This window comes from Kitasatospora sp. NPDC085879, assembly GCF_040686255.1.
In the GTDB taxonomy this organism is placed as follows: Bacteria; Actinomycetota; Actinomycetes; order Streptomycetales; family Streptomycetaceae; genus Kitasatospora.
Genome location: NZ_JBFBJZ010000010.1, coordinates 13,726 through 32,427, shown reverse-complemented (window position 1 = coordinate 32,427; position 18,702 = coordinate 13,726). Strand labels below are relative to the sequence as shown.

The window sequence follows — 18,702 nt, the reverse complement described above, 5'->3', positions numbered from 1 at the left end:
CCGAGGAGGACGCCATGACCACCACGACCACCACCACGACCGCCGCCGCCGCCCCCGACGAGGAGACCGTCCGCCGGCTCGCCGCCCTCCTGGTGGACTTCCTGCAGACCGGCGTCCCGCCGCAGGGACTCTTCACGCCCGACGTGTTCTGCGACCTCACCGTGCCGCAGTGGCGGCTGCAGGCCGCCGGCCCGGACGGGGTGGCCGCGCTGCGCCGGGCCGGGCACCCGGCCCGGGGCGCCGTGCCGCGCAGCCGGGTCGACCGCACGCCGACCGGCTTCACCATCGAGGTCGAGGAGCGCTGGGAGTCCGGCGGCGACCACTGGTACTGCCGCGAACTGATGCGCGCCGACGTCCGGGACGGCGCCGTCGCGGAGATCTCGGTCTACTGCACCGGAGACTGGGACTCGGCGCAGCAGCGCCGCCATGCCGAGGAGGTCCGGCTGCTCCGCCCGTGAGGCACCGCGGTTGACACGCGGTCAGGCCGTGCCGGGCCCCGCAGCCGGGGCCCGCCGGCCTATTCCCGTGACCGGCCGGTCGCCGAGTGAAACAGACCACAGCCCGACCCCCTGCTGCCGGGCCGCCGATCATGGCAGAATGACGGCAGTAGTAGTGACGTTCAGCGCACTCCGGGGTCGGTGAAAATCCGAACCGGCGGTTACAGTCCGCGACCCGTCCGCAGCCAGCGGCCGGTTGACCAGGTGAAATTCCTGGACCGACGGTTAAAGTCCGGATGGGAGGCGTGCGCGGCGGACGAGCAGGTCCACGTCCCGGCAACGGGTCGTGGCGGTGAAGAGGTGCAGGAGAGCTCTCCTCGGCAGTGCTGCCGTGGGTCAGGGCCCCGCTCCTCGTCGTGCTGTCCGCGTCATCTCCCATGCCGCCCCGGAGTCCGCGCCCCTAAGCGCGAGGAGAACCCGGGTGTTCACCGGCATCATCGAAGAGCTCGGCGAGGTCGTCTCCATCGAGGAGATCGGCGACTCCTCGCGTGTCCGCCTGCGCGGCCCGGTGGTCTGTTCCGGTGCGAAGCACGGCGACTCCATCGCGGTCAACGGCGTCTGCCTGACCGTCGTCGACAGCCCCGAGGAACTCGCGGCCGGCACCGGCGAGTTCAGCGCCGACGTGATGGCCGAGACGCTGCACCGCTCCAGCCTCGGCGCGCTGAAGCCCGGTTCGAAGGTCAACCTGGAGCGGGCCATGGCGCTCGGCGCCCGGCTCGGCGGGCACCTCGTCCAGGGCCATGTCGACGCCACCGGCGAGCTGCTCTCCCGCGCCCCGGGCGACCTCGACGCCGACGGCAACCCCCGCTGGGAGGTACTGCGCTTCTCGCTGCCGCAGTCCATCACCCGCTACCTGGTGGAGAAGGGCTCGATCACCGTGGACGGCGTCAGCCTGACGGTCGTCGACGCCGCCCTCGACTCCTTCAGCGTCTCGCTGATCCCCGCCACCCTCGACCTGACCACGCTCGGCACCAAGGCCGTCGGCGACCCGGTCAACCTCGAGGTGGACGTCCTCGCCAAGTACGTCGAGCGCCTGCTCGACACCCGCACCCTGCCCGACCACCTCACCCGGGACGCCTCGTGAGCGCGCTGACCGGGGTCGCCTTCACCGCCTTCGGCGAGCCGGTGAAGTGGGCCGACATGATCGGCAACCTGCTGGGCCTGACCGCCCTCGCCCTCGGCTGGCGCCGCTCGGTGCTCAGCTGGCCCGTCCAGCTGCTGTCCGGCGCCGTCCTGGTCACCGCCTACCTCGGCGGCCACGTCCCCGGCCTGATCGGCAAGCAGCTGATCGTCATCGTCACCGCCGCCTGGGGCTGGACGCAGTGGCAGCGCGGCCGGCGCGCCACCGGCGAGATCGCCGTCCGCTTCGCCTCGTGGACGGAGCGCGCCGCCCTGGCCGGAGCCACCGCCGCCGGCACCGTCGGCCTCGCGCTGCTCTTCCGGGCCTATCCGGACCTGTCCTGGAGCCCCTGGTCGGACGCCTACATCTTCGTCGGCACCCTCGCCGCGATGTACGCCCAGGCCCGCGGCTGGATCGAGTTCTGGTTCGCCTGGATCGCCGTCGACATCGTCGGTGTCCCGCTCGCCTTCAACAGCGGCTACGCCTTCTCCGGCCTCACCTACAGCATCTACTTCGTGCTGGTGCTGCTCGGCCTGCGCGCCTGGTGGCAGAGCACCCGTACGGCCCGTCCTGCAGTCACCAAGAACCCCCAGGGAGTCACGGCATGACCATCCAGCACTCCGACGACGACCTGGTGCTCGACCCGGTCGAGCGCGCCATCGCCGACATCGCCCTCGGCCGCGCCGTGATCGTGGTCGACGACGAGGACCGCGAGAACGAGGGCGACATCGTCTTCGCCGCCTCCGCCGCGACCCCCGAACTCCTCGCCTTCACCATCCGCTACAGCTCCGGCGTGATCTGCGTCCCGATGACCGGCGAGGAGCTCGACCGGCTCAAGCTGCCCCCGATGACCGCCGTCAACGAGGACCGCAAGGGCACCGCGTACAGCATCTCGGTGGACGCCCGGGACGGCGTGGACACCGGCATCTCCGCCGCCGACCGCGCCCGCACCATCCGGCTGCTCTCCTCGCCCGGCACCGAGCCCGCCGACCTCACCCGCCCCGGCCACGTCTTCCCGCTGCGCGCGGTGGACGGCGGCGTGCTCGTCCGCCCCGGCCACACCGAGGCCGGCGTGGACCTCGCCCGGCTGGCCGGCCTCGCCCCGGCCGGCGCGATCGCCGAGGTCGTCAACGACGACGGCACCATGGCGCGGCTGCCCGAGCTGGTCGCCTTCGCCCGCGAGCACGGCCTCGCGATCATCTCCATCGAGGACCTGATCGCCTACCGCCGCCGCACCGAGCTGCACGTCGACCGGGCCGCCGTCACCGCGCTGCCCACCGAGTACGGCGACTTCACCGCCGTCGGCTACAAGGGCACCATCGACGGCGTCGAGCACCTCGCGCTGGTCGCCGGCGGCCTCGACGCCGACGGCCGCCTCCCCGAGGGCGAGGACGTCCTCGTCCGGCTGCACTCCGAGTGCCTCACCGGCGACGTGCTCGGCTCGCTGCGCTGCGACTGCGGCCCCCAGCTGCAGGCCTCGCTGCGCCAGGTCGCCGAGGCCGGCCGCGGTGTCGTCCTCTACCTGCGCGGGCACGAGGGCCGCGGCATCGGCCTCGCCCACAAGCTGCGCGCCTACGAGCTGCAGGAGCAGGGCCGCGACACCGTCGACGCCAACCTCGACCTCGGCCTGCCCGCCGACGCCCGGGACTACTCGATCGGCGCGCAGATGCTCGCCGACCTGGGCGTCCGCTCGCTGACCCTGCTGACCAACAACCCGCACAAGCAGAACGCGCTCACCGAGTACGGCCTCAAGGTGAAGGGCCGGCTGCCCGTCGAGGTCCGGGTCGGCGAGCACAACGAGCGCTACCTGCGCACCAAGCGGGACCGGATGGGCCACGACCTGCCGTGGCTCGACTCCGACTCCTGACACACCCCTTGCACGACCACCCGCACAGCCTTCGAGACAGAGGAAGTACGCACGTGAGCGGCCACGGAGCCCCCGAGCTGAGCATCAAGAACTGCGCCGACCTGCGGGTCGCGGTGATCGCCGCACAGTGGCACGACCAGGTCATGAACGGCCTGCTGGACGGCGCCCACCGCGCCCTGAAGGAGCTCGGCATCGAGGAGCCGACGGTGCTGCGCGTGCCCGGCACCTTCGAGCTTCCGGTCGCCGCCAAGCACCTCGCCGAGCGCGGCTACGACGCCGTCGTCGCCCTCGGCGTGGTCATCCGCGGCGGCACCCCGCACTTCGACTACGTGTGCCAGGCCGCGACCTCGGGCCTCACCCAGGTCGCCGTGGACACCGGCGTGCCGGTCGGCTTCGGTGTGCTCACCTGCGACAACGAGCAGCAGGCGCTGGACCGTGCCGGCCTGCCCGAGTCCGCCGAGGACAAGGGCCACGAGGCGGTCACCGCGGCCGTCGCCACCGCCGTGGCGCTGCGCGGCGTCAGCGAGCCCTGGCGGTAGGACGGGGGAGGGGCAGTGATTGTCCCACCGGACTGTCCACGGTCCGGAACTGTTTACCGTCGGTCAGCCCGCACCCCGTATGGTGAGGTCATCATGGCTTCGAAGACATTCGAGGAGCTCTTCGCCGAGCTCCAGCAGAAGGCCGCCAACGGCGACCCCTCGTCCTCCCGCACCGCGCAGCTCGTCCAGCAGGGCGTCCATGCGATCGGCAAGAAGGTCGTCGAGGAGGCCGCCGAGGTGTGGATGGCCGCCGAGTTCCAGTCGGACGAGCAGACGGCCGAGGAGATCTCGCAGCTCCTCTACCACCTTCAGGTGATGATGATCGCCCGCGGGCTGACGCTCGACGACGTGTACGCCCACCTCTGACCGCAGCCGTGTCAGTGACCCCTCCCACAGTGAAGGACTCATCTCCCATGCTCCGCATCGCCGTTCCCAACAAGGGTTCTCTCTCGGGTCCCGCGGCGGAGATGCTGCATGAGGCCGGCTACCGCCAGCGCAAGGACCCGAAGGAACTCGTGCTGGTCGACCCGGAGAACCAGGTCGAGTTCTTCTTCCTGCGGCCGCGCGACATCGCCGTGTACGTCGGCTCCGGCCGGCTCGACGTCGGCATCACCGGCCGTGACCTGCTGCTCGACTCCGGCGCGGACGCCGAGGAGGTGCTGGCCCTCGGCTTCGGCGGCTCCACCTTCCGCTTCGCCCGCCCGGTCGGCATCCAGGTCCAGGACGTGCAGGGGCTGGAGGGCATGCGGATCGCCACCTCCTACACCGGCCTGGTGGAGCAGCACCTCGCCGAGCGCGGGGTGAAGGCCACCGTCACCAAGCTGGACGGCGCGGTCGAGACGGCCGTCCAGCTCGGTGTCGCCGACGTGATCGCCGACGTCGTCGAGACCGGCACCAGCCTGCGCAACGCCGGCCTGGAGGTCTTCGGCGACCCGATCCTGATCTCCGACTCGGTGGTGATCCGACCCAAGGGCTCCGTCGAGGACGCGGGCGTCGAGCAGTTCCTGCGCCGCCTCCAGGGCGTCCTGGTGGCCCGCCGGTACGTGCTGATGGACTACGACATCCGCGCCGAGAAGGTCGGCGACGCCGTCGCGCTCACCCCCGGCCTGGAGTCGCCGACCGTCTCGCCGCTGCACACCGAGGGCTGGGTGGCCGTCCGTTCCATGGTGCTCCGCAAGGAGGCCCAGCGGATCATGGACGACCTGTGGGCGATCGGCGCCCGCGCCATCCTGGTCACCAACATCCACGCCTGCCGCCTCTGACCGAAACCACTCAGGGCGGGGGCCGGCCGGCCCCCGCCCCGCGTACTGGAGCCACCCCGTTGTCCACCCCCGCCGCCGTCCTGCCGGTGACCTGGGCGCCTCGCCGCAACCGCTTCGTGCTGCTGCCGCTCTGCGTCGTCCTGGTGATCGTCTTCACCGTCCTCGCCTTCATCCTCCCGGCGAACTGGCACACCAACGACCGCGCCATGATGGTGGCCAGCGGCCTGGCCTTCGCCGCCGTCGGCCTGATGCTCGCCCGGCCCAAGGTGAGCGCCGACGCCGACGGCGTCACGGTGGTCAACTTCGTCCGCAGCCGCCGACTCGCCTGGGCGGAGATCGTCCGGGTCAACCTGCGGGCCGGCGACCCCTGGGTGATCCTCGACCTCGCCGACGGCACCTCGCTCGCCGCGGTCGGCATCCAGCCCGCCGCCGGCCGTGAGCAGGCGATCACCGCCGCCCGCACGCTGCGCGACCTCGTCGACGAGCACGGGACGGCGCGTCGCTGAACCCCCACGGGGCAAGATCCCTGCCCTCGTTCGGTATCGTCTACGCTGGTGAAGGCTGGTAAAGCCAGGGCAAAAGCGCCCGCCACCCCCGAACCGACCTGAGGAGTGAATCTCCCCATCCATGGACGATCCGTCCGGTAGTACCTGCGCCGCGCTGCCTCAGCCCCCCGGAAGGCAGACGGCCCGATGATCACCGCCTGGCTGCTGCTGCTCGCGGCCTTTCTGCTCATCCTCGCGAACGGCCTCTTCGTGGCCGCCGAGTTCGCCTTCGTGACCGTGGAACGCGGCAGCGTCGAACGCGCCGCCAAGGCCGGCGACACCCGCGCACAGAGCCTCTCCAGGGCCCTGCGGCACCTCTCCTTCCAGCTCTCCGGAGCCCAGCTCGGCATCACCATCACCTCCCTGGTGGTCGGCATGCTCGCCGAGCCGGCCGTCTCCGTGATCCTCTCCCCGGTGTTCACCGCGATCGGCCTGTCCGACGCGGCCGCGCGCCTCACCGCCGTCGTGGTCGGCATGGTCGGCGCCACCGTGCTGCAGATGGTCATTGGCGAGCTCGTCCCGAAGAACTGGGCGATCTCCCGCCCGCTGCAGGTCGCGTACGCCGTCGTCAGCCCGCAGCGCGCCTTCTCGGCCGCCTGCCGCCCGCTGATCAGCTTCCTGAACGGCTCCGCCGACCGCATGGTCCGCGCGCTGGGCATCGAACCGCAGGAGGAGCTGGGCCACGTTCGCACCCCCGCCGAACTCGTCGCCCTGGCCCGGCACTCGGCCCGCGCGGGCGCCATAGACCAGCAGTCCGCGACCCTGTTCCTCCGCACCTTCGGCCTCGGCCGGCTCACCGCCGAGTCCGTGATGACCCCGCGGGTCGACGTGGTCGCCCTGCACCACGACGCCACCGCCGCCGACGTGGTCAACCTCGTCCGCGCCACCGGCCTGTCCCGCTTCCCGGTGTACGTCCACAACCTGGACGAGGTCACCGGCACCGTGACCCTCAAGGACGCGCTCGCCGTCCCCGAGGACCGCCGCGGACACACCCGGGTCGCCCACCTCACCGCCCCGCCGCTGCTCGTCCCCGAGACCCTGCCGGCCGAGCAACTGCTCGACCGGCTGCGCCGCCAGCAGCCGATGGCCGTCGTGGTCGACGAGTACGGCGGCACCGCCGGCGTCGTCACCGTCGAGGACATCGTCGAGGAGATCGTCGGCGAGGTGCAGGACGAGCACGACCCCGCGGACGTGCCCGACCTGCGGCCGATGGCACCGGAGAACGGCCTGCCCGTCTGGGAGGCCGACGGCCTCACCCGCACCGGCCAGCTGGAGAGCATCGGCCTGCAGGCCCCCGACGGCCCCTACGAGACCCTCGGCGGCCTGCTCGCCGACCTGCTCGGCAAACTGCCCGCCGTCGGCGACACCGCCGACCTGCCCGGCTGGCGCTTCACCGTGCTCGCCGTCGACCGCCACCGCACCGGCCGGGTCCGCATCCGGCGGACCGATCCCGGCCTCGCGGGCGACGACACCGCCGCGGACGGGGGGAAGAACCGATGACCGCGCTCCAACTGGCCGCAGCCGTCCTGCTGCTGCTCGGCAACGCGTTCTTCGTCGGCGCCGAGTTCGCCGTCATCTCGGTGCGCCGCAGCCAGATCGAACCGCTCGCCGAGGCCGGCAACCGGCGCGCCCGCACCGTGCTGCACGCGCTCTCCAACGTCTCCGCGATGCTGGCCGCCGCCCAGCTCGGCATCACCGTCTGCTCGCTGGGCCTCGGTGCCCTCGCCGAGCCGACCATCGCCCACCTGCTGCACGACCCGTTCCACGCGGTCGGCGTGCCCGAGTCGATGATGCACCTGCTCAGCTACGCCGTCTCGCTCGCCGTCGTGGTCTTCCTGCACATGGTGGTCGGCGAGATGGTGCCCAAGAACATCGCCCTCGCCGGCCCGGAGAAGGCCGCGCTCTGGCTCGGCCCGCCGCTCGACCGCCTGGCCCGGATCCTCCGCCCCTTCATCGCCTTCCTCAACGCCTTCGCCAACGGCATCCTGCGGCTGTTCAAGGTCGACGCCAAGGACGAGGTCGAGTCGGTGTTCAACAGCGAGCAACTGCTGCACCTGCTGGCCGACTCCGCGGACGCCGGCCTGCTCGACGAGCAGCGCCAGGAACGCCTGGAGGACGCCCTGGAACTCGGCGAGCGCCCGGTCACCGAGGTGCTGCTGCCGTCCGACCAGCTGGTCACCGTGCCGCTCGGCGTCACCGCCCGCGAGATCGAGCGGCTCGCCGTCCGCACCGGCTTCTCCCGCTTCCCGGTGGTCGACGCCGGCGGCACCGTCCTCGGCTACCTGCACGTCAAGGACGTCCTCGACGTGGAGGACCCGGACGCGCCGATGCCCGACCGGCTGCGCCGCCCGATCCCGGAACTGCGGGCCAAGCTGCCACTGGACGACGCGCTCGGCGCCATGCGCCGGGCCGCCGCCCACCTGGCCGCCGTGGTCGACACCGACGGCCGCCAGCTCGGCCTGGTCGCCCTGGAGGACCTGCTGGAGGAACTGGTCGGCGAGGTCCACGACCCGGACCACCGCAGCGCCGCCCTGTAGCGGCCGCACCCCGCACCGCCGGCCCCGCGCTCACCGCGCGGGGCCGGCGTGCTTCTCCCGTCCCCCGTAGACGGCGAAGACCGCGGCGGAGGCGAGCTCCACGGCCGCGGCGGCCGCCAGTGGCAGCGCCGGGCCGGCCCGCAGCAGCAGGGCGCCGAGCGCCGCCCCGCCGCACATCACGACCACGGCGGCGGCCTGCCGCTCGCGCGAGTCCATCTCGGCGTGCACCCGCAGCAGGCCGGTCAGCCCGCGGGTGAGCACGGTGGTCGGCAGGTCCGGGGCGGCGATCCGCAGCGCGATGGCGTTCCGCCAACCCATCGCCAGGGCCATCACGGCGAGCACCGCCAGCGCCCGGCCCGAGGGCAGGTCCTGCTGCTTCTCCACACCGGTCGCGGCCACCGCACCGACCGCCAGCAGCATCCCCACACCGGCCACCGCGACCGGTGTCCACAGCTCCCCGCGCCGCCGCACCAGCCCGTCGTTGATCAGGTGGCCGAGCAGCGCGCCCAGCGAGAACGCGGCGAGGCCCAGCCCGGCGCCGACCACCGACACGTGCGCGCCGCCCAGCCCGAAGCCCAGGAAGAGGATGTTGCCGGTCATCACCGCGGTGTAGACGTGGCCGAGGCCCAGGAAGCTCGCGGCCTCGACCAAGCCGGTGACGGCGGTCATCAGGAGCAGCGCCACGGTGTGCGGGTCGGGGCGCCGGGTCGTCGCGGGCACCCTTGTTGGTACCAGCCCGGGGCACGGGAGGGGCGGCGACCGGGCCGCCGGGGCCGGGCCGCTCACCGGAAAGGCTCAGCCGGTGCGGCCGTCGATGAGTTCGCCGTACGCCTGGAGCAGGTCCGGCAGGCGGAGGGTGGCGAGGTCCTCCCGGCTGGGGAGGTCGCGGAGGGCGCTGAGCCGCAGATCGCGGTAGGCGCAGGACTTCTCGTAGAGGGTGCGGATGAACCGGCCGTTGCCGAGCTCGTCTATCCAGCCCTCGGAGACCACGTGGCCGCAGATCGAGGCGAGTTCCTCCGCCGCGTCCTCGTCCCAGCCGTCACCGCCCGTCAGGGCCAGGCTGCGGCCGATCTCGGTCAGCTCGCCGGGGCGGTAGCTCGGGAAGTCCACTCTGGTGGTGAACCGCGAGTTGAGACCCGGGTTGGCCGCCAGCAGCCGGTTCATGCCCTCCGGGTAGCCGGCCAGGATCACCACCAGCCGGTCCCGGTTGTCCTCGGCCCGTTTCAGCAGCACCTGCAGGGCCTCGTCGCCGTAGGCGTCGCCCTTGCTGTAGCCGGAGTTGGAGAGGCTGTACGCCTCGTCGATGAACAGCACGCCGTCCAGCGCGGAGTCGATCAGGTCGTTCGCCTTGACCGCCGTCTGCCCGAGGAACTCGCCGACCAGATCGGCCCGTTGGGCCTCCACCAGGTGGTCGCCGGAGAGCAGGCCGAGGGCGTGGAAGACCTGGCCGAGGATCCGCGCGACGGTGGTCTTGCCGGTGCCGGACGGCCCGGAGAAGACGAAGTGTCGTTTCGGCGGCTGCACCGGCAGCCCCCGCTCGGCCCGCAGCCGGGACATCCGCAGCTGTGCCGAGAGCGCCCGGACCTGGCGCTTCACCGGGTCCAGGCCGACCATCCGCTCCAGCTCGGCGAGCGCCGCGTCGAGCTCCTGCTGCAGGCTCACCCCGGCGGCGCCCACCGCGGCCGGCCCGCCCGCGGTGTCGGCCTCGCCGGGCGCCCGCGGGGCGGCGGCCGGCACGGCCTCGGCGGCGCCCGAGCGCTCCGCCACCGGCTCGGCGGCGGCCGGCGCCGCGGCACCGGAGGGCTCCGCCCGCCCCATCGCCTCGGCGAGACCGGCGAAGCCGAGCGTGTCGAAGCCGGGCGTGTCGGCGAGGTCGGAGGGCTCCCCGAAGCCGGGCGGCAGGACGAGCGGGGCGATCGCCTCCGGCGCCGTCTCCACGGTGTCCAGCAGGTCGGGGCCGTCCGGCCCGTCGAAGTCCTCCGTCGCGTCCGCCAGGTCGAGCAGGTCGTCCAGCACCCCGTCCTCGGCGGTGATCGCGGCGAGCCGCGTGGCGGTGTCCATGAACGCCGGGTCCGCCCGGTGCACCGCCCGGTACAGCGGCAGCGCCGCGGCGCTGCGGCCCGCCCCCTCGTACGCCCGGGCCAGCCAGTAGCGCAGCTCCTTGCGCTGCGGCTGCTCGGAGCGGCAGCGGGCCAGCGAGGCGGCCAGCGGGGCCTGCGCCTGCGCGCACATGTCGAGCCGGACCCGTGCCATGCCGCCGAACAGGCCGGCCTCGATGCCGAGCAGCGGGTCGTCGAGCAGCCGGTCGGTGTCCCGGATCAGCTGCTCCCAGTCCTTGACCAGGTAGGAGCGGCAGGCGTGCAGGAAGCGCACCGACGGGTCCTCGTCGACCGGCGGGCAGTCCGCCAGGGCGCGGTCGAGCTCGGCGAGGTGCCGGCCGTCCAGCCAGTGCGAGGCGTGTGCGAGGGCCAGGTCGCGGGTGTCCTCCAGCACCGGCTGCACCCACCAGCCGAGCCAGTACCAGGAGCTGAGCGGGCGCCGGTGGCGCAGCCGCTGCTCGCCGAATCTGGCCCGGTGGCGGTGCATGGCGAGCAGCGCGCCCGAGGTGTCGCAGCGCAGTGCGTGCAGGCCCAGCCAGGCGTCGGCCATGCCCGGATCGAGCCGGACGGCCGCGCGGAACTCCTCCTCGGCGCGGGCGTAGGAGCCCGCCGCGTAGGCGTCCATCGCCCGCATCCAGGCCCGGTCGGCCTGCCTGTGCGGTCCTGTGTCGCCCGAACCGTTGCCGCTGTCCACCGTCACCCCACGCCCCCCGCAGTGTGCATCGAGGCCCGGTCGGCCGACGGATCGCCGGACGGACCATCCGTCAGATCGCGCAGCCCCCGGGGCGCATACGCGCCTGCCTGGAATCGTACCGGGGCGGAGCTGATCCGGAAGGGTGCCGCGCCGGGTCAAATATCCGTGGCAGCGCGGGCGTTGAGGGGCCGGCGACGAGGTCGCGGACGCAGAACGGCATCTCCGGCTCACGGGGGAACAAGCCGGAGATGCCGTGTCGAGAGGTTGCGAGATCAACCAATCTCGCGACGCCATGAACTTAAATCCTGGCGATACCCCAGGTCAATAGGGGGATGAGGGCTCACCGTGGGTGCACCGGACGATCCTCCCGGTGATCCCGTCCACCGCCACGTCGGCGTGCGGCCGGCTCGGATCGGCGGCGAAGTGCGCCCGCTCGGCACGGATCCAGCTCTGCCAGAACGCCGCCAGTTCCGGGCCGTCCCGCAGCAGCCCGCGGGCGTTCGCGGACGCGGCGTCAAGCTCCATCCACAACAGCTGGGCGAGGACCGGGCGCACCGCGCGCCGCCCGGCGCCGACCCCCTCGACCAGTACCACCGGGGCGGCCGGCACCGTGCGCTCCGTCCCGAACCGGTGCCGCGCCCAGTCGTAGACCTGGTACGAGGCGTCCTCACCGCGCGCGAACGGCGCCAGCACCTGGTCGTGCAGCCGCCCCGTCCAGCCGAAGGGCTCCTCGTGCGTGGCCAGGTCGTCCAGGTGCACCACGGGCGCCCCGCCGAGCTCCGCCGCCAGCTTGTCCGCGAAGCCGGTCTTGCCCGAGCCCGCGTGCCCGTCGACCGCGACCAGCCGGACCGGGCCCAGGGACGGCGGCAGCGCCGCCAGCCGGATCGCGAGATCACCGAGTTCCGTCATGCCGCCAGCCTACGGCGGCGCACCACCGGGAACGGAGCACCTCGGGAGCGGGCACGCGCGCTGTCGCCCGGGCGCGGCCCTCCTGCGGGCGGCAGCCCGGCGCGGCGCCGTCAACCCGGCCGACCCGTGGATCACCCGCCGGTCCGCGGCGCGGCCGGACCGTGCCCCGTCCGGAGCGGTGGGCGTCGCGCGTCGGTGTCCGGGCACGTCGGAGCCGCACTCGGCGGGCACGGGGGACCCGCCGAGCGGCGTGTGCGTGCGGGGAGACGGCGGTGCCGCACGGGCTTGGACGGCCGGGGCCGCGGGGGCGGCCGGCGGTCGGGCGGCACCCCGCCGGGGGGAGTGCGCCGGGCAGTACCGCCCCGGCGCCGGGGTCACGTCCGCCGGGTGGTCAGCGCCGGCCGGAGCGGGAACGCTGCGCGGGGATCCGCACGGGGCCGTCGCCGGGAGCGCCGGCGTGCGAGAACGGCTGGGTGCGCCAGTCGAGTTCGGAGGGCAGGGAGAGCAGCGCGGCCAGGCCGGCGCCCGCGTCCTCCGCCGGCTCCTCGCACTCGGCGAGCTCGTCGGTCGGCGCGCCGGTGCCCGGGCAGAGCGCCGCGGAGAAGGGGTGCCAGGCGGTGGGCAGCACGGCGTGCTGCGGGAGCCGCTCCTCGTCGCCGATCAGGGCGATCGGGCGGTCGCAGGCCGGGCAATGCACCCGGACGATCTCCCACGTGTCGGCCTCGCCCGGGTCCACCCCCAGGGTGTACTCGAACGCGGTGCGTTCCTCGTCCTCGCTGCGCGGACGCTGGTCAGTAGCAGGCATGTGATCCCCCTCGGATCGGGCCGGGCCTTCGTCGGACCCGGCCACCACCAGCATTTCCCGTCGACGGGGGGTCATAACCCTGCACGGCGGCGCACGGTGATGCACGCACTGTGGCCTTCGCCACATTCCCGCGGCATGTGCCGCCGGGCCCGCCCCCCGTGCGCCCCCGGACGCCGCTCCGGCCCCGGGGTGCGTGGCCGCGGACGGCGTTCCGACGCGGTGGCGACGCGGCCCCGCACCATCGAGTAGGTTTGCGCGTTGTGGAGGATCTCGACCAGCGCATCGTCCAGCTGCTCCTGCAGGACGGCCGGATGAGCTACACCGACCTGGGCAAGGCCACCGGCCTGTCCACCTCGGCCGTGCACCAGCGGGTGCGCCGCCTCGAACAGCGCGGGGTGATCCGCGGCTACACCGCGATCGTCAACCCCGAGGCCGTCGACCTGGCGCTCACCGCCTTCATCTCGGTCAAGCCCTTCGACCCGAGCGCGCCCGACGACACCCCCGAGCGGCTCGTCGGCCTCCCGGAGATCGAGGCCTGCCACAGTGTCGCCGGCGACGAGAACTACATCCTCAAGGTCCGCGTCGGCGCCCCCGGCGACCTCGAGGACCTGCTCGCCCGCATCCGCTCCGCCGCCGGCGTCTCCACCCGCACCACCGTCGTCCTCTCCACCCCGTACGAGGCGCGACCCCCGAAGCTCTGACGGGGCGCCCCCGGGGTGCAGACTGGGCCCATGACCGAACGCACCAACCGCACCGTGCTGCTGCGCGGCGGCAACGTCTACAGCCCCGCCGACCCCTTCGCGACCGCCATGCTGGTCGAGGGCGAACACATCGCCTGGGTCGGCAGCGACGGAGCCGCCGAGGCGTACGCCGACACCGCCGACGAGGTGGTGGAGCTCCACGGCGCCCTGGTCACCCCGGCCTTCGTCGACGCCCACGTGCACGCCACCTCCACCGGCCTCGCCCTGACCGGCCTCGACCTCACCGGCTGCCCCACCCTCGCCGAGGCCCTCGACCGCATCGCCGCGGCCGCCCGCACCACCGACGGCGTCCTCATCGGCCACGGCTGGGACGAGAGCGGCTGGCCCGAGGGCCGCCCGCCGACGCTCGCCGAACTCGACGCCGCCACCGCCGGCGCCCCCGCCTACCTCTCCCGCACCGACGTGCACTCGGCGCTCGCCTCCACCGCCCTGCGCGCCCTCGCCGCCGGCCTCGCCGACCTCCCCGGCTTCGACCCCGACGGCCCGCTCAGCCGCGACGCCCACCACGCCGTGCGCCGCACCGCCCTCGCCCACCTGACCGCCGCTCAGCGCCGCACCGCCCAGCGGGCCACCCTCGCCCGGGCCGCCGCCCTCGGCATCGGCGCACTGCACGAGTGCGCCGGCCCGGACATCTCCTCCGAGGACGACCTCGTCGAACTCCTCGCCCTCGCCGCGGAGGGCGAAGGACCCGAGGTCTTCGGCTACTGGGGCGAACTCGGCGGCATCGACACCGCCCGCCGGCTCGGCGCGGTCGGCGCCGGCGGCGACCTCTTCGCCGACGGCGCGCTCGGCTCCCGCACCGCGTGCCTGCACGCCCCCTACCGCGACGCCGGCACCCCCGACGCCCCCGTCACCGGCACCGCCTACCTGACGGCCGAGCAGATCGCCGACCACGTCGCCGCCTGCACCGCGGCCGGGCTCCAGGCCGGCTTCCACGCCATCGGCGACGCCGCGGTCGACGCCGTCGTCCAGGGCGTCCGCGCCGCCGCCGACCGGGTCGGCCTCGACCGCGTCCGCGCCCTGCGGCACCGCGTCGAACACGCCGAGCACCTCGACGACAAGTCCATCGCGGCCTTCGCCGAACTCGGTCTCACCGCCTCCGTCCAGCCCGCGTTCGACGCCGCCTGGGGCGGGCCCGAGGGCATGTACGTCCAGCGGCTCGGCGCGGAACGGGCCGCGGCCCTCAACCCCTTCGCGGCCCTGCTCCGGGCCGGCGTCCCGCTCGCCTTCGGCTCGGACGCCCCGGTCACCCCGCTCGACCCGTGGGGCACCGTCCGCGCCGCCGCCTTCCACCGCACCCCGGAGCACCGGATCTCCGTCCGGGCCGCGTTCACCGCCCACACCCGCGGCGGCTGGCGGGCCCTCGGCCGGGACTCCGACGGCGTCCTGGTACCCGGCGCCGTCGCCAGCTACGCCGTCTGGGACGTCGACGACCTGGTCGTCCAGGCCCCCGACTCCCGCGTCGCCGGCTGGTCCACCGACCCCCGCTCCGGCACCCCCGGCCTCCCCGACCTCACCCCCGGCCACCCCCTCCCCACCTGCCTCCGCACCGTCGTCCGAGGCCGCACCGTCCACCGGGCCTGAGCGACCGCACCACGCGCAGCGACGCCAGCTGCGCGTGGTGCGGTGCGAAATCCGGACAGGCGCCGGCCCTCCGAACAAGGCGAAGCCACATCAGGTGCCCCCACGCGCCTTTGTTCTTCGCCCGGTCCCCCAAGTAAGCCCGGTCCGTCCGCAGGCGTAGGGTGAGTACGAAACCGTTTCGTTCCTTGCCGTTCGCCGGGAGGTCGCCATGACGCCGGACGCCGAGCCGAAGGTGCGCCGCAGCCGTCTCTCCGAGGAGCGCGAGCGCGAGCTGTACGAGGCCGTGATCGAGCTGCTCCGCGAGGTGGGGTACGACGCGCTGACCATGGACGCGATCGCCGCCCGCACGCGCTCCAGCAAGGCCACCCTCTACCGCCAGTGGAACGGCAAACCCGAGCTGGTGGCGGCGGCCCTCCGCAGTTGCCGTCCGATCACCGCCGCCGACGTCGACACCGGCACCCTCCGCGGCGACCTCCGCGAACTCCTCCGCCTGCGCTGCGCGACCTCCCTCCGGGACGCCGCACTGATGCGCGCCCTCGGCCAGGCGATGCACAAGGACCCGGACCTGCTCCGCGCCTTCCGCACGCTGGTCGTCGAGCCGGAGACGGCGGCCCTCGCCGCGATGCTCGGCCGCGGCGTCGACCGCGGCGAACTCGCCCCGGACTGCCCTGCCGCGCCGTTCGTCCCGCACATGGTGCTCGGCGCGCTCGCCGCCCGTCCGCTGCTGGAGGGCGTCGAGGCGGACCCGGAGTACCTCGCCCGCTACGTCGACGCGGTGGTCCTCCCCGCCCTCGGCCTCTGACCCCACCCCCCACAGCCACTCCCTCCCCCCCAGGACGGACATGCCACCCGCAGACCCGCCGCCATCCGCCTCCCGGCCGCAGACAGTCCGCCCGCACCCCGTTCGCCCCCACCCGGTTCGTGAGCTGCTCCTCATCGCCGCGCTGTACACCGTCTACCGCCTGGGCCGGGTCGCCGCGGAGGGCCACGTGCCGCGGGCGTTCCGCAACGCGGCCGACGTGTGGAGCCTGGAGCGCACCCTTCACCTGCCGGGCGAGGCGGACGTCCAGCACGTGCTGCTCCACAGCGACCTGCTGGTGCACGCCGCGAACGCCTTCTACGCGACGGTGCACTTCCCGGCGACGGTGCTCTTCCTGCTCTGGACGTACTGGCGCCGCCCCGGCCACTACGTGTGGATACGCCGGGTGCTCACCGTCCTCACCGGCGCCGGCCTGGCACTGCACCTGCTGCTGCCGCTGGCCCCGCCGCGGATGCTGGAGGCGACCGGGCTCGTCGACACGGCCCGGGTCTACGGGCCGGCGGTGTACGGGGACCCGGCCACGGACAGTCTCTCCAACCAGTTCGCCGCGATGCCGTCGCTGCACGTCGGCTGGGCGCTGACGGTCGCGGTCGGCCTGATCGCGGCCACCCGCTCCCGCCGGCGCTGGCTGTGGCTGCTGCACCCGGCGGTGACCTTCCTGGTCGTGGTCGGCACCGCCAACCACTACTGGCTGGACGGCCTGGTGGCGATCGCCCTCACCGGCGCGGCCCTGCTGCTGCTCCGCCCGCCGACCGACTCCGCGGCGCCGCCGCCGCTGCGGCTGCCCGGCCAGCGCCGTGCCACCGCCCCGGTCCGACCGGTGCCGAACCCCGCCCCCGCCCCGGCCTCCTGACCGTCCGGGCGGGTCCCGTCCCGCACCCCCCGACCATCCGGAGGCACACTGATCCGGGGTACCGTCTTCGGACGGCCCCCCACCAGGGCGGACCGACGGACCAGGCGGTACAGCCAGAGGGATGGTGCACAGGTGGCACTGCCGGTGGAACAGGAGCGGCCGGTGGCGGACGAGGCGGACACCGCCGCGCGCCCGCGGCCCGAGCGGGCCGATCGCCCCGGGCGGCTCGCCCGCATCCGCGCGGGCCTGCCGAGGACGGGCCTGGCCGTGCTCGCCGGCCTGCTCATGGTCGCCGCGTTCCCGCCGTACGACCTGTGGCCGCTGTCGATCGTCGGCGTCGCGGCGCTGTCGCTGCTGACCCGAGGCCGCACCCTCCGCCAGGGCGCCTGGACGGGCTTCGCCTTCGCCCTGCCGTTCTTCCTCGGCCTGCTCGCCTGGCTGCGGGTGGTCGGCTGGGACGCCACCGTCGGCTTGTCGGTGATCGAGGCGCTGTTCGTGGCGGCGCTCGGCGCGGGCCTCGCGGCGACCTCCCGGCTGCGTACCTGGCCGCTCTGGGGCGCCTGCCTCTGGGTCACCCAGGAGTGGGCCCGGGACCGGCTGCCGCTCGGCGGCTTCCCGTGGGGCCGGCTCGCCTTCGCCAACACCGCCAGCCCCTTCACCCCGCTGGCGGCGCTCGGCGGCGCCCCGCTGGTGACCTTCGCCGTGGCGCTCTGCGGCACCCTGCTGGCCTGGGCCGTGCTGCGGCTGCGCCGCGGCCCCCGGCGCTCGCCGAAGGCCGCCGCGCTGGCGGGCCTCGGCGCGGTGGCCGCGCTGCTGGCCGGCCTGGTCGTCCCGGTGCCGACCGCGGGCGCGGACACCGTCAAGGTGGCCCTGGTCCAGGGCAACGTGCCGCGCCCCGGCATGGACTTCCTGGGCCGCCCCATGCAGGTCCTCGACAACCACGCGAGCGAGACCGAGAAGCTCGCCGCGGACATCGCCGCCGGCCGCGCCCCCAAGCCGGACATCGTCATCTGGCCGGAGAACGCCTCCGACCTCGACCCGTTCTCCGAGCCGGCCGCCTACCAGCGGATCGACCAGGCCGTCCGGGCGGTCGGCGTGCCCACCCTGGTCGGCGCCCTGGTCGACGGCCCGGACGCGCAGCACGTCCAGAACGAGGGCATCGTCTGGAGCCCGGTGACCGGCCCCGGCGCCTCGTACACCAAGCAGCACCCGGTGCCGTTCGGCGAGTACGTGCCGTTCCGCGCGGAGCTGTCCAAGGTGATCGAGCGCCTGCAGCGGGTCGCCCGCGACTTCTACCCGGGTGACCACAACGGCGTGATGCAGCTGGGCCCGGCCCGGATCGGCGACGTCATCTGCTTCGAGGTGGCCTACGACGAGATCGTCCGCGACACCGTCACCGACGGCGGCCGGGTCATCGTCGTGCAGACCAACAACGCCACCTACAACCGCAAGGGCCAGACCGAGCAGCAGCTCGCCATGAGCCGGCTGCGCGCCGTGGAACACGGCCGGGCCGTCCTGATCGCCGCCACCAGCGGCATCAGCGCGGTCATCGCCCCGGACGGCTCCGTGGTCTCCCGCACCCAGGAGCTCACCCCCGCGGTGCTGAACGCCACCGTCCCGCTGCGCGACTCCCGCACGGTGGCCGACCGGGTGGGCGCCGCGCCGGAGTGGGTGATGGCCGTCGCGGGCCTGCTGGCCTGCGGTGTCGTCGCGGCCGGTGCGGTCCGCCGGCGCCGCTCGGGCGGAACACCCGAGGACGCGGAACCGTTGAACCGGGTGGTGCCGTAGTCACGGCCGGAGCGTCCGGCCG

Annotated in this window: 19 protein-coding genes and 1 riboswitch; of the genes, 15 read left to right on the top strand and 4 right to left on the bottom strand. The window is 74.1% G+C overall.

Annotation, left to right across the window (positions count from 1 at the left end; genetic code table 11):
• The first annotated feature begins 14 nt into the window (after positions 1–14).
• The 10 genes from AB0P35_RS10320 (at position 15) to AB0P35_RS10275 (ending at position 8,367) form a co-directional block, all read left to right on the top strand.
• A complete protein-coding gene (locus tag AB0P35_RS10320; RefSeq protein ID WP_363509034.1) occupies positions 15–458 on the top strand; it encodes a hypothetical protein in 444 nt (147 codons plus the stop codon).
• A 163-nt stretch (positions 459–621) separates the two neighbouring features.
• A riboswitch (FMN riboswitch) is annotated at positions 622–749 on the top strand.
• Between the two features lie 169 nt (positions 750–918).
• Positions 919–1,581, top strand: a complete 663-nt coding sequence (locus AB0P35_RS10315; RefSeq protein WP_095871826.1) for a riboflavin synthase — start codon at positions 919–921, stop codon at positions 1,579–1,581.
• Positions 1,578–2,225: a nicotinamide mononucleotide transporter family protein gene (locus AB0P35_RS10310; protein WP_257018924.1), complete on the top strand. Its 648-nt coding sequence runs from the start codon at positions 1,578–1,580 to the stop codon at positions 2,223–2,225. The genes AB0P35_RS10315 and AB0P35_RS10310 overlap by 4 nt, the downstream gene beginning before the upstream one ends.
• Positions 2,222–3,484, top strand: a complete 1,263-nt coding sequence (locus AB0P35_RS10305) for a bifunctional 3,4-dihydroxy-2-butanone-4-phosphate synthase/GTP cyclohydrolase II (RefSeq protein WP_095871825.1) — start codon at positions 2,222–2,224, stop codon at positions 3,482–3,484. Before AB0P35_RS10310 ends, AB0P35_RS10305 begins: the two co-directional genes overlap by 4 nt.
• Before the next feature lie 53 nt (positions 3,485–3,537).
• On the top strand, positions 3,538–4,023 hold the full coding sequence (gene ribH, locus AB0P35_RS10300; RefSeq protein ID WP_095871824.1) for a 6,7-dimethyl-8-ribityllumazine synthase: 486 nt from the start codon (positions 3,538–3,540) through the stop codon (positions 4,021–4,023).
• Between the two features lie 93 nt (positions 4,024–4,116).
• On the top strand, positions 4,117–4,389 hold the full coding sequence (locus tag AB0P35_RS10295) for a phosphoribosyl-ATP diphosphatase (protein WP_095871823.1): 273 nt from the start codon (positions 4,117–4,119) through the stop codon (positions 4,387–4,389).
• A gap of 47 nt (positions 4,390–4,436) precedes the next feature.
• Positions 4,437–5,285 carry an ATP phosphoribosyltransferase gene (gene hisG / locus AB0P35_RS10290; RefSeq protein WP_095871822.1) on the top strand — a complete coding sequence of 283 codons (849 nt, stop codon included), beginning with the start codon at positions 4,437–4,439 and terminating at the stop codon, positions 5,283–5,285.
• Between the two features lie 59 nt (positions 5,286–5,344).
• Positions 5,345–5,791 (top strand): PH domain-containing protein, encoded by a 447-nt coding sequence (locus AB0P35_RS10285; protein WP_363509028.1) that lies wholly within the window; start codon positions 5,345–5,347, stop codon positions 5,789–5,791.
• A 186-nt stretch (positions 5,792–5,977) separates the two neighbouring features.
• Positions 5,978–7,330, top strand: a complete 1,353-nt coding sequence (locus tag AB0P35_RS10280) for a hemolysin family protein (RefSeq protein ID WP_363509025.1) — start codon at positions 5,978–5,980, stop codon at positions 7,328–7,330.
• On the top strand, positions 7,327–8,367 hold the full coding sequence (locus AB0P35_RS10275; RefSeq protein WP_363509022.1) for a hemolysin family protein: 1,041 nt from the start codon (positions 7,327–7,329) through the stop codon (positions 8,365–8,367). Before AB0P35_RS10280 ends, AB0P35_RS10275 begins: the two co-directional genes overlap by 4 nt.
• Before the next feature lie 30 nt (positions 8,368–8,397).
• Here AB0P35_RS10275 and AB0P35_RS10270 read toward each other — a convergent pair whose 3' ends face one another.
• The 4 genes from AB0P35_RS10270 to AB0P35_RS10255 all read right to left on the bottom strand — a co-directional run bounded on the left by AB0P35_RS10270 (position 8,398) and on the right by AB0P35_RS10255 (position 12,874).
• A complete protein-coding gene (locus AB0P35_RS10270; RefSeq protein WP_363509019.1) occupies positions 8,398–9,087 on the bottom strand; it encodes a YoaK family protein in 690 nt (229 codons plus the stop codon).
• 75 nt (positions 9,088–9,162) lie between these two features.
• Positions 9,163–11,100, bottom strand: a complete 1,938-nt coding sequence (locus AB0P35_RS10265; protein WP_363509370.1) for an AAA family ATPase — start codon at positions 11,098–11,100, stop codon at positions 9,163–9,165.
• 381 nt (positions 11,101–11,481) lie between these two features.
• Complete coding sequence (locus tag AB0P35_RS10260) at positions 11,482–12,069, bottom strand: hypothetical protein (protein WP_095871817.1); 588 nt, start codon at positions 12,067–12,069, stop codon at positions 11,482–11,484.
• A gap of 391 nt (positions 12,070–12,460) precedes the next feature.
• Positions 12,461–12,874 carry a hypothetical protein gene (locus AB0P35_RS10255; RefSeq protein ID WP_144298573.1) on the bottom strand — a complete coding sequence of 138 codons (414 nt, stop codon included), beginning with the start codon at positions 12,872–12,874 and terminating at the stop codon, positions 12,461–12,463.
• 260 nt (positions 12,875–13,134) lie between these two features.
• Between AB0P35_RS10255 and AB0P35_RS10250 the strand changes: the two genes are divergently transcribed.
• From AB0P35_RS10250 to lnt, 5 genes are all read left to right on the top strand, one after another.
• Positions 13,135–13,575, top strand: a complete 441-nt coding sequence (locus AB0P35_RS10250) for an Lrp/AsnC family transcriptional regulator (protein WP_095871815.1) — start codon at positions 13,135–13,137, stop codon at positions 13,573–13,575.
• 30 nt (positions 13,576–13,605) lie between these two features.
• Positions 13,606–15,219, top strand: coding sequence for an amidohydrolase (locus AB0P35_RS10245; RefSeq protein WP_363509014.1), 1,614 nt, complete (start codon positions 13,606–13,608; stop codon positions 15,217–15,219).
• Positions 15,220–15,451: 232 nt separating this feature from the next.
• A complete protein-coding gene (locus tag AB0P35_RS10240; protein ID WP_095875263.1) occupies positions 15,452–16,021 on the top strand; it encodes a TetR/AcrR family transcriptional regulator in 570 nt (189 codons plus the stop codon).
• Between the two features lie 40 nt (positions 16,022–16,061).
• Positions 16,062–16,892, top strand: coding sequence for a phosphatase PAP2 family protein (locus tag AB0P35_RS10235; RefSeq protein WP_363509011.1), 831 nt, complete (start codon positions 16,062–16,064; stop codon positions 16,890–16,892).
• Between the two features lie 132 nt (positions 16,893–17,024).
• Entirely contained in the window at positions 17,025–18,680 is a 1,656-nt protein-coding gene (lnt, locus tag AB0P35_RS10230) for an apolipoprotein N-acyltransferase (RefSeq protein WP_363509009.1), read from the top strand.
• Positions 18,681–18,702 lie beyond the last annotated feature (22 nt).

What these genes read in the sequence shown, in the direction of transcription:
- AB0P35_RS10265 (WP_363509370.1), bottom strand. Translation starts at nt 11,100, where the DNA reads ATGCGGGCGATGGACGCCTACGCGGCGGGCTCCTACGCCCGCGCCGAG.
- AB0P35_RS10235 (WP_363509011.1), top strand. Translation starts at nt 16,062, where the DNA reads ATGCCACCCGCAGACCCGCCGCCATCCGCCTCCCGGCCGCAGACAGTC.
- AB0P35_RS10255 (WP_144298573.1), bottom strand. Translation starts at nt 12,874, where the DNA reads ATGCCTGCTACTGACCAGCGTCCGCGCAGCGAGGACGAGGAACGCACC.
- hisG (WP_095871822.1), top strand. Translation starts at nt 4,437, where the DNA reads ATGCTCCGCATCGCCGTTCCCAACAAGGGTTCTCTCTCGGGTCCCGCG.
- AB0P35_RS10275 (WP_363509022.1), top strand. Translation starts at nt 7,327, where the DNA reads ATGACCGCGCTCCAACTGGCCGCAGCCGTCCTGCTGCTGCTCGGCAAC.
- AB0P35_RS10305 (WP_095871825.1), top strand. Translation starts at nt 2,222, where the DNA reads ATGACCATCCAGCACTCCGACGACGACCTGGTGCTCGACCCGGTCGAG.
- AB0P35_RS10295 (WP_095871823.1), top strand. Translation starts at nt 4,117, where the DNA reads ATGGCTTCGAAGACATTCGAGGAGCTCTTCGCCGAGCTCCAGCAGAAG.
- AB0P35_RS10260 (WP_095871817.1), bottom strand. Translation starts at nt 12,069, where the DNA reads ATGACGGAACTCGGTGATCTCGCGATCCGGCTGGCGGCGCTGCCGCCG.
- AB0P35_RS10280 (WP_363509025.1), top strand. Translation starts at nt 5,978, where the DNA reads ATGATCACCGCCTGGCTGCTGCTGCTCGCGGCCTTTCTGCTCATCCTC.
- AB0P35_RS10320 (WP_363509034.1), top strand. Translation starts at nt 15, where the DNA reads ATGACCACCACGACCACCACCACGACCGCCGCCGCCGCCCCCGACGAG.
- AB0P35_RS10245 (WP_363509014.1), top strand. Translation starts at nt 13,606, where the DNA reads ATGACCGAACGCACCAACCGCACCGTGCTGCTGCGCGGCGGCAACGTC.